Source organism: Curtobacterium sp. VKM Ac-2852, from assembly GCF_013205045.1.
GTDB lineage: Bacteria > Actinomycetota > Actinomycetes > Actinomycetales > Microbacteriaceae > Curtobacterium > Curtobacterium flaccumfaciens.
Window position 1 is genome coordinate 614,077 of record NZ_JABMLI010000003.1, and the last position, 14,124, is coordinate 628,200.

Consider the following 14,124-nt stretch of genomic DNA (forward strand, 5'->3'; position numbering starts at 1 on the left):
GTGGGCCGGCACCCGAACGACGCTCCCGGACCCGACGAAGGTGGCTGCCGTGACCGTCCCGACGAACCCCAGGGCGGTCACCCGTGCGGACGTCGCCCGCTACGCCGGGGTCAGCACCTCCGTCGTCAGCTACGTCGTGCACGACGGACCGCGCCCCGTCGCCGCCGCCACCGCCGCCCGGGTGCGCGAGGCCATCCGGGTCCTCGGCTACCGCCCGAACGCGAGCGCCCAGGCCCTGCGCACCGGCTCGTCGAAGATGCTCGGACTGATCGTGCCCGAACTCGACAACCCGTTCTGGTCCGAGCTCGCCGTCGCCGTCACCCACGCCGCCGCTGCACGCGGCTACGACGTCCTGCTCGCCAACAGCGACGGCGACGCCGCCCAGGAACGCGAACGGCTCCGCAGCCTGTCCGCCCGCCAGGTCGACGGCATCATCGTGACGAGCATCATGACCCACCCGGACCTGTCGACCGTCACCGACCCCGGTCTGCCGATGGTCCTGCTCAACACGTTCTTCGAGGTCCCCGAGTACGCCAGCATCGGCGTCGACGCCCTGCGCGGCGCCCTCGACGGCACGCAGCACCTGGTCGAGCACGGCTACCGCTCGATCGGCCTCGTGATGGGGCACACCGGCTCGATGGAGCTCCGCGAGCAGGGCTGGATGCGCGCCCTGCGCCAGGCCGGCCTGCCCGACGGACCCATCGTCCGCACCGACTTCACCCGGCGCGGAGGCTACGAAGCCGGCCTCCGCATGTTCGCCGACGAGACCGGCCCCCGAGCCGTCTTCGTCAGCTCCGACATGCAGGCGATCGGCGTGATGCGTGCACTCTGGGAACTCGGCCTGCGCGTCCCCGAGGACGTCGCGATCGTGTCGTTCGACGGCGCAGCCGAGGCGGACTACACGAACCCGCAGCTCACCACGGTCCGGCAGCCGATCGAGACGATGGCGGTCGCCGCGGTCGACCGCGTGCTCGGCCTCGACGCCGACAACCAGTGGCACCGCGACCTGGTCCCCGCCGAGCTGGTCCTCGGCGCGAGCTGCGGGTGCGACGTGCGTCGCTGACGCACCCGACAAGCGGACTGGAGGCGCGGGGCGGGGCCGCCGCGGGCCTCCTGGCCGTCAGCTGGTCGCGTTCACCGACATGCTGCTCCGCACTCGCTTCCACCATGGCCTGCGTTCCGCCTCTTCGTAGGCGGCCAGCCATACGGCAGCGACCCTCGACTTCAGCTGCCGAACGATGGCGCTCAGGAAACAAACCACGAAGAGAATCACGGTCGCGGTGACGATCGCCACGTAGAACACGATGCTGAACTCAAAGGCGGTTTCGGAATCCGATGCCGCAATCGATGAGATGACCGATGCTGCCGTCGTCGCCAAGACTGCGAACATCGCCGTCCCCGCCCCAAGCAGCTGCAGGAACATGCCCGGACCGAGCTGAGACCGATCTCGCAATTCTCCGAGGACCTTCTGCCGCAGATCCGCGTCGTTCGCTGCCTGCAAGTACGCGATGACGTCGGCCTCGGTTGGTACGCGCCCGTTCGTCCGTTTGGGCATGAACCGCTCCCAGCGTTCCTGCTCGGACTCGGTCTCGATTCGATCTCGTTCTCTCACATCGATGACTATCGGCATCACACACATCCGCGTCACAAAGCTGGTGCGTCCTCCATGACGGCACGGAGGCGCGCGATCGGGATGCGTTGCTGCGCATCCACCGTCACGGCGGCGGCCTCGACCGCCTCGCCGGTCTCGGCGTCGACGAAGCGCAGGTCCGACGCCCGCTCGGACGGGCGGTGCCGGTCGGCCCAGCCGCCGAGGGCGAGCAGCACGAGCGACAGGTCGCGGCCGGCGTCGGTCAGGACGTACTCCTCGCGGGCACGGGCACCCTCGGGCTTGTAGGTCGTGCGCTCGAGCACTCCCCCGTCGACGAGTGAGGCCAAGCGTGCGGTCAGGACCTCGCGCGGGATGCCGAGGCTCTGCTGGAACTGACTGAAGCGGGTCGAGCCGCCGACGGCGTCGCGGACGATCATGAGCGTCCACTTCTCGCCGAGGACGTCGAGGGAGCGTGCGATGGGGCAGCGCTCGTCGCCGCCGAGGATGCCGAGCATGTGTTCATCCTAGCTGGGTTCGATTTCCGGACACAACGTGCTAGGTTCGGTTTTCGTACTCAACTTCTCTCGTCTGGAGCACTCATGACCGACCTCACCAACGCCGTCGTCCTCGTCACCGGAGCGAACGGCGGCCTCGGCGCCGAGTTCGTCCGCCAGGCCCTGGAGCGTGGCGCCACCAAGGTCTACGCGACCGCCCGCAACCCGCGCACCTGGGACGACGAGCGCATCGTCCCGCTCGCCCTCGACGTCACGAGCCAGGAGAGCGTCGACGCCGCGGCCCGCGCCGCAGCCGACGTGACCATCGTCGTGAACAACGCCGGGATCGCCGGCTCCGACCCGCTCGTCGACGTCTCCGTCGAAGAGGTCGAGCGCATCTTCGCCACCAACGTCTTCGGTGCACTCCGCGTCGCCAAGGCCTTCGCCCCCTCGATCGCCAACGGCGCGTTGATCGACGTGCACTCCGCCCTGAGCTGGGTCGCCCTCGCCGGCGCGTACTCGGCGTCGAAGGCCGCGTTCTGGTCGATCACGAACTCCCTGCGCCTCGAGCTCGCACCCCAGGGCACCCAGGTCGTCGGCGCCCACCTCGGCTACACCGACACCGGCATGATCGCCGACCTCGACGTCGAGAAGTCCGACCCCGCCGACATCGTCCGTTCGATCTGGGACGCGGTCGAGGCCGGCGAGCACGAGGTCCTGGCCGACCAGGTCAGCCGCGACGTCCGTGCCGGCCTGAGCGCCCCGCTCACCGCGCTCTACCCGATGCTCGCCAACGCCTGAGGCTCGCTCCCGTCGGATCAGCCGCCCGCGCCGCGGTCGGTGATCCGACGGTTCGTGGCCGTGATGGCGGCGCGCTCGTCGTCGGTCAAGCCGCCGGCGCGCAGGATCCGGCCCAGCACCTCGCTCTTCCGCTCGATGTAGTCGTCGATGTCCTCGGCCTCGGTGGCTGCCCGGCGTTTCACGGCGGCGTACTCGTCGCGGAGCGCCGGGTCGGCCCGCAGCACGTCGCGGACGGCCAGGTGGTTCCGCAGCGCGAGCGACCCGGCCGCGACGACGTAGGTGTTCGTCGGGGTGAAGCGCTCCGGAGCCCGGAACGCCTGCCGCCCCGGAACCCCCAGTTCACCGCGCGACTCGAATCCGAGCGTTGCCATCGCCGCCACCGCAGCCGGCACGTCATCGGCGTCCACCACGACGTCGACGTCGAGCACGGGCTTCGCCGCCAAGCCCGGCACGGACGTGCTGCCCACGTGCTCGATGCTCCGGAACGGCACGTCGGCGTCGTCGAGCGCGGCGGCGTACGCATCGTGCAGCTGCCGGAACCGCTCGGGCCATGCCGGTCGGTACTCGACGACCTCGATCACGGGGCCGGCGTCGGCGCGAGGAGCTGGAACATGACGTGGTCGCGCCAGACCCCGTCGATCTTGATGTACTCCGGCGCGAAGCCGTAGCGGGTGAAGCCGGCAGACTCGAGTGCGCGCTGCGAGCCGACGTTCTCGGGCAGCGTCTCGGCCTGCACGCGGTGCAGGCGGAGCACGTCGAACGCGTGGGCCGCAGCGGCGCGGACGGCGCGGGATGCGTGGCCCTGGCGCGTGCGGTCAGAGCGGATCCAGTAGCCCATCGCGCACGACTGCAGCGCACCGCGGGCGACACCGCTCAGCGTGATCCGGCCGAGGAGTTCCCCGTCGGTCGACTCGATGACGAACGGCACCGCGTTGCCGGCCCGCTGCGCGGCGAGGGCCTGCGTGATGACGTCCCGCTGCCCGGACTCCGTGTAGTACGACGGCGCTCGCGCCGGTTCCCACGGTCGCAGGTGGTCGGCGTTCTCGGTGATGACCGCAGCCAGGACGGCCGCGTCGTCGAGGCGGAGTGGGCGCAACCGTGTGTCCATCGCGGAGGTTCACCAATCGGTCTGTGCAGAGAGATCCCGCCAGTCGGCGTCATCCCCTGTGGGGACTGCATCCGGACGACAGCGAGGTGTGCGTTACATCACGGTAGCGGCAAGGGCTCTGTGGCACGGCGGTCCTCTGAGCCCGCTTAGGTGCTCGACGACCTCCGATCGGTCCGCCTCCAGGTGAGTTCTTGAAGGCATCGTGGATCCCCCAGGTGATCGAGGTCTCCTCACTCTTGATTCAGCTCACACTGCCGAAGACCGACCTCGATGCGCCAGATCTCGAGTGCACCACCCAGCCGAGTGCGGCCGCTCCAAACGACATCGCCGCAGCTAGCCAGAAGATTGCCGGGGAGTACCCCGGCACCACGAGCGGCAACAATGCGCCGAGAACCGTCCCCACCTGCGTCACCGCCATGTACGCGCTCGCCCCAGCCCCCGCATCCGACCCTCGAACGTCAGAGAGCAGCAACAGGCCGACACTCTGGAATCCGGCTCCGACGAATGAGTAGAGAGCTTGCACGATGAAGAGTGCCCAGATGCCGGTCGATGAGGCCATCAGGACGAACACGGCGATGGAAACGCTAGCGACGACGACGGAGGCGAGAGCAGATCCCTGCCGTCGCATAAGCATGCCGAGAATCGGCAGCATCGCAAACTCCAGCAGTGACCCGACCATGAAACTCGCCGAGATCAGTGACGGCTCGATACCACCGGAAGCCGCAACCAAAGGAAGGTAGAGCCCTCGAAGAGTGTCCACCGACTTGAGTAGAGCGACAACGACCAGCGCGGCGCAGACCACCAATGCTGGCGGACGCCGAAGCGGTGAGCGCGTCGCCTCCCCCAAAGCCCTAGGCGACGGAGCCACCTTGCCTCGAAACACTGAGGACACCGGTCCGGTCAGGCACAGGCTCGCGACGAGTGCCGCTACGAGAAGAGGGTCCAGGTGCAGCGCTACACAGACGCTGTACAGGAGGAGACCGGCGATGTAGCCCGCGATGAGCACTCGCCTGAACCGCAGGACCATCGTCGTCGTGATCTCTCCACCCAGGGCAGTTCCAGCTCGCCCGAAGATCTGGGGCACGACCGCACTCACGCAGAGCATGAGCACTCCGCCGGTGTAGAGGACCTCAGGCTGGTCCGCCGAGCGCGCCACGAGGAGAGTCCCGACCGGCACACAGCAGAGCGTTCCGATCAACGCCAGCCGCGGGTACCCCGCCCGGCGGATCCTCGGGACGAGCACAGTGTTGTAGAACACTGCCACGAACGCATTGGACACGAAGAACACGGCTATGGCGGCCTTCGAGAGGCCTGCACTGTTCAAGGCGAGTGGGAGTCCGACGGCCGTGAGCCCTCCGAACATCGCGTTGAAGAGCAGAACCAGTTCGTAGGGCCGAGATCCCGGGCGACCCGATGGGCTTGGCGCAGGTGCCTGCTCGTGACCTTGTTCCCCCTCTCCGCGCCTCATCGGCTACCTGTCCGATCGACTCGATGAGCGAGTCGTGAGGCCTCCGCGGTCACGAATTCAGACCAATGGGCAAGGAGTGGTCTGAACCGCTGCGTTATGACTGCCCGATCGAATTGACCTTCGTTGAAGAGAGTCGCCATGCCGAGAGACGAGACGAGACCGGGGTCGTGCTCCGAACGGCTGCGGTGGACGCATGGGTCGAGGACCACGTCGTCAGCGCCAATCGGAATCTCCGGGACACCGAAGTAGACAATCCGCTCCGGGCCGGGCTCCGTGCGTCGTAACGGAGCGCACGGCGTCATCCGTCGAAGCTCCGCTTCGAGGAGCTCGCCTTCGACTTGCTCGCTCCGGGCCGAGGGACGGACTGCGCGGTAGAACTCCACCCACACATCGTCGTACTTCCGTTGCATCGCCCGGAGATTGCTATCGTTCTCGGCCGCCTTTTGCGTCGAGCTCAGATCAGCGACTTCAGGAATCTCCAAAGCCCAGGCCGCCCGTTCCCACCTGACCTGACATCCGGAGGCAAGAAGACGGTATCCGAGATCGATGTCCTCGACTCCATAGCTCCTGAAGTTCTCGTCAAATCCGCCGACATTGGAGAAGGCGGTCGCAGCCACCGCTACGTTACGGCCCCAGAACAAGCGCCACGGCATCATGATTTCGGCAGGGTGAACTGCGGCTGCGAGGGCCAGCTCTCGATAGTCCGCAACGCCGGGGATACCGAAGAAGCGATGCGGCTGGAAGTCGGCGCCAGCGTCGCAGAAGACCCTTGCGACGTAGGAGGCGTACGGCGGCGCGACGTCATACCCGTACGTTGGCCCCATCGCAACGAAGTCAACCGACGATGCTCGCTCTGCTGCTGCAAGGTATGTCTCCACCAACCGCGGTCCGGGCAACGTCCCGCAGTCAAGGAACACGAGGAGCGCGCCGCTCGCTGCGCTCGCCCCCAGGTTCCGTGCCGCGGCCAGTCGAAATCCGTCACGCTCCTGCCGAACGTGCGTCATCGGGAACGAGAACGTCCCCTCGACTTCATCAACAACGGGAAGTTTTGAACCATCGTCAGCCACGACGACCTCGAACGAAGACGACGTCTGCCTGTCGAGTGCCTCGAGTGTCTGGGAGAGTTCCCTCGATCGGTTGAAGGTCGGGATGACGACCGACACCTCGGTGCGCGTCATCCCGCTTCCTCGTCCATGAATCTCTTCGCGAATGCCCTGGTGGCATCGAAGACGTCCATCTGTTCGAGGATCTCGGCGCGCGTGAACCAGCCGCACGCTTCCACCTCTGCAAGGTCGACGGTGGTCGTCAAACCCGCGCCTTCTCTCACGGACAACCGAAAGATGTGATCGATGTGAATATGCGGTTTCCCGATTCGAGAGTCGCCGTGTCCGATGAACTGCGCGGATACCGCGATCGGTGCGGGCAGTTGCACGTCAATAACACCTCCGAGTTGCAGGTCCCACTGGACTGCGGGGTGAATTGCTTCGACCCCGGTCTCCTCAAGAACCTCACGGAGGACTGCGTCGTGTGCAAGTTCGCCGTCCTCGACGTGCCCTCCCGGAGGTAACCACCGCCGCAGCTTGCGGTGGGCGACGAGCAACAGCCGCACCTGGTCCGGCGTGGTCACGTATCCGGAAGCAGTGTCGTGACGCTGGTAGTCGTACATTCCCTCAATTACGCTCACGCTGACGTTCCCATCGTCTCCTCAATCGCGCGCTCGATCCGGCCGAGGTCCGACTCGGTCAACCCCTCATGCGTTGGGAGGGTCACAAACTCGGCCAGAGCTCGTTCCGCATTCGGCGTGTCAGCGGATCTGTACTCCGCGAAGAGCGGCATGCGGTTCAGCGGTACGCCTCCGAATCGGAAGATGTCTGACACGATGCCTCGACTGTGCAGGACACGGCCAACGCCCGTGGCGTCGGAACCACGGGGCCCCTCGACCACCAACGAGTAGTGATTCGGCGTTCCCGACTCGACAGGCCGTGGTCGGTAGTCGTGGCGCAAACGACGAACTGCCTCAGCGAGACGTGCCGCGTTCGCCGTCCTTGCCGCTATCTTGCGGTCGAGCTTCAGCAATTGCTGCCTTCCCAGAGCCGCCGCGATCGCTGATGTTCTGAAGTTCAGCCCGAATGCGTGCCCGTAGGTCCCCGCCAGAGCCGCAAGAGACGGATGGGCAGGGTCGATCTTCCCGAAGTCACGGATCTCCCGGACACGACGCGCGAGGTCGACGTCGTCTGTAAGGATGAAGCCTCCTTCTCCGGTGGACACCATTTTTCGCTCCTGAGTGCTGAAGAAACTGGCATGGCTGGTGCGGCCGGCCAGTCGCCCGTTCCCCTCAACGGTCCCGTGCGCGTGCGAAGCGTCTTCGATCACTGGAATCGCCCAGTCAGAAGCAAGGCTTTGCACCTCTTCGACGTTCGTCGGATATCCCCACATCGGCACCGTGACAATCAGCCGAGTGCGGGCGGAACGCGCGAGCTCGAGGCCCCGCAGGTCCAGGCCGAACGTCGTCGCAGCGATGTCCACGAACACCGGGCACGCCCCCGAAGCGATGATCGGAAGCACCGTCATCACCGGAGCAGTCGGTGGAAGAATCACCTCGTCACCCGGGCCGATGCCGTACGCATAGAGCAGGACTTGCAATGCCGCCGTACCGCTCGAGACAGCAAGCGCGAACGCCGATCCGAAGTACTCAGCGAGCTCGGTCTCATAGACTCGAACCAGGGGCGAGGTTCCCGAGAGCGCTCCTGACTGTACGGCCGCCACGACTGCCGACACGTCTCGCTCATCGATGTCGATGTTCCGGTTCTCAAGCAGCTTCAAGGACATTCGCCGCCTCCATCCTGTCCATCAACTCGTACATCGGCAAACAGGCAGCCAAAGTCGGAGCCATTTGAGCATGCGAGGTTTTGTCGTTCAGAAAAGATTCGAACTGCAGAGTGAAGCCATTGCGCCTGTGACCGGTCGACACCGGACTCGGTCGCCAGCTGCTTCGCCACCACTTCGGGCCGACCCCGAGAGGATGAGTGACTCCTTGAGTCGATATCTCGATCTCCAGCAGCGAGTTGATCGTGATCATCGAACCGTTGTCAGAGATTGCTTGGAGACTCCAATCGAAGAACGGAGCGGACGACGAGGCGACCAATTCAAAGGTGAAGGGGTTTCCAGATCGTCGGCTCACGAACTGTTTGTTGAGTGACATGAGTACCCCAACCTGACTGTCGTACGCAGTGAAATGCTCGTCATCACTCGCAGGCGCACCAGCCTCGAAGACCACACCCAACGCATGGATCACTTGTGATAGAAGAAAATCCCGGCGGTGATTGTTCTGCAACCAAAGCGGCTGGTCGGGTTTGTTGTTCAGATGGTTGATACGCATGTACGCCAGGTTGCCAAAGGCCGCGTCCTGCATGGCCTGGAGCGCTATCTGCACTGGCTCGGAGTAGCTGAAGTTGAGCCCCACCCGGGTAGGCGTACCCGACGTGCGATTCAGCCGCAGGAGTTGTTGAAGGCCACTCGTCGTCAACGTAGGAGGCTTCTCGACGAACGTCGGGATCCCGCGCGGGATAGCCATTTCCAGAACACGCTGGTGCACTGTCGGAGTCGACGCGACGATCAGTGCATCCGGTGTAACTGAGCCGAGGAGCTCTTCAACTGATCCGAATTGAACTGCTTTCAACTTCTCCGCAGCTCGGGAGCGCGCGACCGGGTCGGTGTCACAGACCCAATCGATACGCACGTTCGGTATGGTCGCGAGGCTGGGCACGAGATTCGTCCAGGCCTGCTCACCAACCCCGATCACCGCAATTTTTTTCATACTCGCCATTGAGTCCCCCTCGTGGTCAGTGAAGGTACCACAACGTACCCCCATCAGGGCACGCTAGCATGAGCTCCGGTTCGCATCGAATCAGTTCTCGACGAATCGAGGAACGGAGGGATTCCCTTGCGGGTGTTATTCTTCCCTTGGGGTGGCGGGAACGGGCACGTCGGCCGACTTCTGCATATCGCGCGTGAAGCAAACGAAGCCGGCCATTCGTGCGCGATGGCGGTCTCGACTCAGAAGCACGTCGATCTCGTCGCACGGTCCGGTGTGCATCCCGTCGTGTACCCAGAGGGTCTCATCTCGGCCGGTTATTGGGACCGCTGGACCGACCCGGCGTACTTTTCCTTGTCAGTCGAATGGGACGCGAGCACGCTGCGAGCGTTCAACGCAAACCTCGCGGTGCACGACGGTCGCCCATCAGTGGGATCGGCCGCGGCGCGGTTCGGCATACCCGTGACGTCCGTGCTCCAATCGCTGCATCTTCCCGGGCACCGGTACGCCGGGCGAGCGTCCGAGCAGATCTGGACAGACATGGCGGATTCACTCGGCGCAGGGCGACTCGTCGACGGCCGTGAACTCTTGGCAGTAGGCGGCGTTGGTGTTCCGAGTGTGCCGCAGATCGATCAGGTACCGAAGGGCTTCAGGGGGAAGGTCACGTACCTCGGACCGTTGACGGGTCGACAGACGCCTTCTGGTCCAACGTCGCCAGACGGCCATCGAACGCTCTTCTACGGCGTCGTTCCCGAGTCCGACGACGTGGACGCCTTTCTTGGCGCTTTCGCTGATCTCGGCCCGTCACTGTCCGTGGCGTGGGGGCGAACGCCCCCGACGCCGCTGGCGCGGACGTTACGTGCGATCGGTGTCGATTGCTTGGAGCTGGCCTCCGACGATGTACTTGCTTCGTGCGACAGCGTGGTCTTTCACGGCGGCCACGGCACAACTTTGCTGCTCCTTCAGTTCGGCCTCACCGGGGTTGTCCTGCCTGGGGGAAGCCCCGAGCGGTTGGCGAATGCGCACGCCCTCCGGCGCCTCGGGCTTGCTCAAATCATCGAGACCAGCGGTGAGACGTCGTGGGCGGCACACGATGCGGGCACCGTCCGACCCGATTGGCGGGGAGTCCGCGCTCGACTGGACTCGCTGCGCATCGATGAGTCAGCACGGGCAGCTGCTCATCGTTGGAGAAAGACGTTGGCAGGAGCTCCTACCGAGAGTCCATGGACCAAGGTGCAAGCAATCGCAGCGCAGCCGCGAACAGTGGTGGATCGCTAGCACGTTCTTGGGCTGTTCGGACTCCGAACGGCCGCCGCGGAGGGTGTGGGATTCGAACCCACGAGACATCTCTGCCCACCTGTTTTCAAGACAGGCTCCATCGGCCGCTCGGACAACCCTCCAGTGACGCGACCACGTGGCGAGACGTGATCGCGTCCCGGGAAGTCTACCCGGGCCTCCAGGCAGGGGTGCGCGCGAGCGCTGACTAGCGGGGCAGGGAGTCGAGCGCCGCTGCCAGGCCGTCGTCGGTGATGCCGCCGGTGAGCTCGTTGCCGGCGTCGACGACTTCGTCGGGGGCCTGGCCCATGACGACCCCGCGACCGGAGGTCGAGGCCCAGCGGAGCATGTCGATGTCGTTGCGGCCGTCACCCGCGGCGAAGACGCGGGAACGCGGGATGTCGAGCCACTCGCGCACGCGCTCCATCGCGGTGGCCTTCGTCACGCCCTCGGGAGCGATGTCGAGCCACGACGTCCATCCGACGGAGTACGAGACCTTGTGCAGGCCCATCTGCTCGACGATCTGCAGGAAGTCCTCGGTGTCGTGGCCGGGCGAGATGACGACGACGCGGGTGGCCTCGACGCCGAGCAGCTGCTCGAACGGCACGTGCTCGCCCTCGACGGTCATGGTGTCGTCGGGGAAGTTGCCGGACAGCAGGAAGTGACCGGTCTCGTCCTCGACGCCGAACGCCGCGTTCTCGAGCGCTCCGTGGATGGTCTGCAGCACCTCGGACGGGTCGAACCGCTCGACGTGTTCGCGCACGTAGGAGCCGTCGGCGCGGCGGGCCAGGATGAGCGCACCGTTCGCGCACACCAGGTACTTCGGCCGGATGCCGAGGGTCTCGAGCAGGGGCACGGTCATGCCCTCGCTGCGGCCGGTCGAGAGCATGACCTCGTGGCCGGCGGCCTCGGCGTCACGGACGGCGGCGACGACTGCCTCGGTGATGACACCGTCCTCGCGCATGGTGGTGCCGTCGATGTCGAGCGCGACCAGCCAGCGCTTGGTGCGGGCGGGCGCGTCGGTGCCCGCGCCCTGCGAGGTGCCGTCCACGAACCGTCCCTGGGTGCTCATCGGGGTTCGATCACCTCGACGCCACCGAGGTAGGGGCGCAGGACCTCGGGCACGACGACGGAACCGTCGGCCTGCTGGTGCGTCTCGAGGATCGCGACGATCCAGCGGGTGGTGGCGAGGGTGCCGTTCAGGGTGGCGACCGGAGCGGTCTTTCCGCTCTCGGTGCGGTACCGGATGTCGAGACGGCGGGCCTGGAACGTCGTGCAGTTCGACGTCGAGGTGAGCTCGCGGAACGTGCCCTGCGTCGGGACCCACGCCTCGATGTCGTACTTCTTCGCCGCGCTCGTGCCGAGGTCGCCGGCGGCGACGTCGATCACGCGGTAGTGGAGGCCGAGGTCCTGGAGCATCTGCTCCTGGTGCGAGACGAGGCGCTCGTGCTCGGCCTCGGCCTGGTCCGGGTGGACGTAGGCGAACATCTCGAGCTTGTTGAACTGGTGCACGCGGAGGATGCCGCGGTTGTCCTTGCCCGCCGAACCGGCCTCGCGGCGGTAGCAGGTCGACCAGCCGGCGTAGCGGTGGGCCTGTCCTTCCTCGAGCGGCAGGATCTCGTCGGCGTGGAACCCGGCGAGGGCGACCTCGCTCGTGCCGGTCAGGTACAGGTCGTCGGCTTCGAGCCGGTAGACCTCGGCCGCGTGCTCACCGAGGAAGCCGGTGCCGGCCATCGTCTCGGGGCGGACGAGCGTCGGGGTGATGAGCGGCTCGAAGCCGGCGGCGATCGCACGGTCGAGGCCGAGCGACATCAGCGCGATCTCGAGCCGGGCGCCCATGCCGCGCAGGAAGTAGAAGCGCGAGCCGGAGACCTTCACGCCGCGGGGGATGTCGATGATGCCGAGGTGCTCGCCGAGGTCGGCGTGGTCCTTCGGCTCGAAGTCGAACTCGGGCTTGGTGCCGACGGTGCGGAGCGTGACGAAGTCGTCCTCGCCGCCCTCGGGCACCCCGGGGAGCACGACGTTCGGGATACCGCGGACGACGGTGTTGAAGGTGTCCTCGGCCGCGGTGACGGTGGCCTGCGCCTCCTTCACCTTCGCGGCGAGGGCCTGGGCCTGCTGCACGAGCGCGGCCTTCTCGTCCTTCGGGGCCTTGGCGACGGTCTTGCCGAAGGCGTTCTGCTCGGCACGGAGCGACTCGAACGAGGTGATCGCACTGCGGCGGGCGGAATCGGCGGCGACGGCTTCGTCGACGACGGCCACGGAGGCACCACGCGCCTGCTGTGAAGCCTTGATGACGTCCGGGTTGTCGCGAAGCAGCTGTGGATCGATCACCCGCCCCATCCTAGACGGGGGCAACCGCACGCAGCCTCGATCGGTAGCGTGGACGTATGTCGACCCCTTCGGAGACCGCGCCCGCGGACCAGGACGCCCTCCCCACCGAGCAGCGGACGGCCGCGGTGGTCTACAACCCGGTCAAGGTCCACCTGCCGACCCTCCAGCGCACGGTCGCGGAACACCAGCAGCAGGCCGGCTGGGCCGAGACCCTGTGGTTCGAGACCTCTGAGGAAGACCCGGGCGGCGGCATGGCCCGCGCGGCGATCGAGGCCGGTGCCGACGTCGTCGCGGCGGCCGGCGGTGACGGCACGGTCCGTGCGGTCGCCGAGGTCGTGCACGAGTCTGGTTCGACCCTCGCGCTGCTGCCGAGCGGCACCGGCAACCTGCTCGCGCGCAACATGAAGCTCCCCCTCGACGACCTGGCCGCGAGCGTCCGGACGATCTTCCACGGCGACGACCGCAAGATCGACTTCGGCATGCTCAAGGTCGAGCGCCCCGGCGGCGAGCGCGAACGCTTCGGCTTCCTGGTGATGGCGGGCCTCGGGCTCGACGCCCGGATGCTCGTGAACACCCGCCCCGAGCTGAAGAAGAAGGTCGGCTGGCTCGCCTACGTCGACTCGCTGTTCCGTTCGGTGCGCGACGCCAACGCGTTCGAGTTCCGCTACCAGCTCGACGACGACGGCAACCACTCGCTCCGGGCGCACTCGCTCATCGTCGGCAACTGCGGGATGCTCCAGGCCGGCGCGATCCTGCTGCCCGACGCCGAGATCGACGACGGCGTGTTCGACATCGCCGTGATGCGTCCTCGCGGGTTCTTCGGCTGGGTGCGGATCGGTGCCCGGGTGTTCTGGGAGAACGGGATCCTGCGGGCGTTCCGCCGGTCGAACCTGGGCAAGACCGCCGTCGGCAAGAAGATCGTGTCGCGTTCACGCGAGGAGCGCCCCCTGCGCTACCTGCGCGGGCAGGAGTTCACGGCGCGGCTCGAGCGGCCCGACGAGTTCGAGATCGACGGCGACCCGGTGGGCGAGGTCATCGCCTTCCGTTCGCGCATCGACCCGATGGGGCTCTCCGTGCGCGTGCCGGACCCGGCGGACGACCGCCACGGCTCGCGCCAGGTGCCCTGAGCCGACCCGGTCGCTCGCTCCGTCGCTCCGTCGCTCCGTCGCTCCGTCGCTCCGTCGCTCCGTGCGAGGTTCTGTAGTCCGTGCGAGGGCCGCGGGCTCTCACCGACTACGG

Annotated in this window: 14 protein-coding genes and 1 tRNA gene; 3 read left to right on the forward strand and 12 right to left on the reverse strand. The window is 66.6% G+C overall.

From position 1 onward, the window contains the following. Positions 1 to 49: 49 nt before the first annotated feature. Positions 50 to 1,063 carry a LacI family DNA-binding transcriptional regulator gene (locus HQQ79_RS14020; RefSeq protein WP_232536521.1) on the forward strand — a complete coding sequence of 338 codons (1,014 nt, stop codon included), beginning with the start codon at positions 50 to 52 and terminating at the stop codon, positions 1,061 to 1,063. A 57-nt stretch (positions 1,064 to 1,120) separates the two neighbouring features. Here HQQ79_RS14020 and HQQ79_RS14025 read toward each other — a convergent pair whose 3' ends face one another. Beyond that, positions 1,121 to 1,630, reverse strand: a complete 510-nt coding sequence (locus tag HQQ79_RS14025) for a hypothetical protein (RefSeq protein WP_146247963.1) — start codon at positions 1,628 to 1,630, stop codon at positions 1,121 to 1,123. Positions 1,631 to 1,644: 14 nt separating this feature from the next. Continuing rightward, positions 1,645 to 2,106, reverse strand: a complete 462-nt coding sequence (locus HQQ79_RS14030; RefSeq protein ID WP_173035041.1) for a helix-turn-helix domain-containing protein — start codon at positions 2,104 to 2,106, stop codon at positions 1,645 to 1,647. Positions 2,107 to 2,190: 84 nt separating this feature from the next. Between HQQ79_RS14030 and HQQ79_RS14035 the strand changes: the two genes are divergently transcribed. After that, entirely contained in the window at positions 2,191 to 2,886 is a 696-nt protein-coding gene (locus HQQ79_RS14035) for an SDR family oxidoreductase (RefSeq protein ID WP_173035043.1), read from the forward strand. Positions 2,887 to 2,903: 17 nt separating this feature from the next. On the opposite strand, the gene HQQ79_RS14040 is transcribed toward HQQ79_RS14035, so the two are convergent. From HQQ79_RS14040 to serS, 10 genes are all read right to left on the reverse strand, one after another. Further along, positions 2,904 to 3,467, reverse strand: a complete 564-nt coding sequence (locus HQQ79_RS14040; protein WP_173035045.1) for a GrpB family protein — start codon at positions 3,465 to 3,467, stop codon at positions 2,904 to 2,906. Beyond that, a complete protein-coding gene (locus HQQ79_RS14045) occupies positions 3,464 to 3,982 on the reverse strand; it encodes a GNAT family N-acetyltransferase (RefSeq protein ID WP_254066264.1) in 519 nt (172 codons plus the stop codon). Before HQQ79_RS14045 ends, HQQ79_RS14040 begins: the two co-directional genes overlap by 4 nt. Before the next feature lie 253 nt (positions 3,983 to 4,235). Beyond that, positions 4,236 to 5,357, reverse strand: a complete 1,122-nt coding sequence (locus HQQ79_RS14050; protein WP_027466093.1) for a hypothetical protein — start codon at positions 5,355 to 5,357, stop codon at positions 4,236 to 4,238. Between the two features lie 101 nt (positions 5,358 to 5,458). After that, positions 5,459 to 6,640: a glycosyltransferase gene (locus HQQ79_RS14055; protein ID WP_173035047.1), complete on the reverse strand. Its 1,182-nt coding sequence runs from the start codon at positions 6,638 to 6,640 to the stop codon at positions 5,459 to 5,461. Further along, positions 6,637 to 7,146: an NUDIX hydrolase gene (locus tag HQQ79_RS14060; protein ID WP_139179084.1), complete on the reverse strand. Its 510-nt coding sequence runs from the start codon at positions 7,144 to 7,146 to the stop codon at positions 6,637 to 6,639. The genes HQQ79_RS14055 and HQQ79_RS14060 overlap by 4 nt, the downstream gene beginning before the upstream one ends. Next, positions 7,143 to 8,291 carry a DegT/DnrJ/EryC1/StrS aminotransferase family protein gene (locus HQQ79_RS14065; protein WP_173035048.1) on the reverse strand — a complete coding sequence of 383 codons (1,149 nt, stop codon included), beginning with the start codon at positions 8,289 to 8,291 and terminating at the stop codon, positions 7,143 to 7,145. Before HQQ79_RS14065 ends, HQQ79_RS14060 begins: the two co-directional genes overlap by 4 nt. Further along, positions 8,272 to 9,288: a Gfo/Idh/MocA family protein gene (locus tag HQQ79_RS14070; protein WP_173035049.1), complete on the reverse strand. Its 1,017-nt coding sequence runs from the start codon at positions 9,286 to 9,288 to the stop codon at positions 8,272 to 8,274. The genes HQQ79_RS14065 and HQQ79_RS14070 overlap by 20 nt, the downstream gene beginning before the upstream one ends. A gap of 1,303 nt (positions 9,289 to 10,591) precedes the next feature. Further along, positions 10,592 to 10,676, reverse strand: a tRNA-Ser gene (locus HQQ79_RS14075). 83 nt (positions 10,677 to 10,759) lie between these two features. Continuing rightward, positions 10,760 to 11,623 (reverse strand): HAD family hydrolase, encoded by an 864-nt coding sequence (locus tag HQQ79_RS14080; protein WP_173035050.1) that lies wholly within the window; start codon positions 11,621 to 11,623, stop codon positions 10,760 to 10,762. Beyond that, positions 11,620 to 12,885, reverse strand: coding sequence for a serine--tRNA ligase (serS, locus tag HQQ79_RS14085; RefSeq protein WP_027466078.1), 1,266 nt, complete (start codon positions 12,883 to 12,885; stop codon positions 11,620 to 11,622). The genes HQQ79_RS14080 and serS overlap by 4 nt, the downstream gene beginning before the upstream one ends. Before the next feature lie 56 nt (positions 12,886 to 12,941). Here serS and HQQ79_RS14090 point away from each other — a divergent pair, with 56 nt between their 5' ends. Further along, complete coding sequence (locus HQQ79_RS14090; RefSeq protein ID WP_173035051.1) at positions 12,942 to 14,012, forward strand: diacylglycerol kinase family protein; 1,071 nt, start codon at positions 12,942 to 12,944, stop codon at positions 14,010 to 14,012. Positions 14,013 to 14,124: the final 112 nt, after the last annotated feature.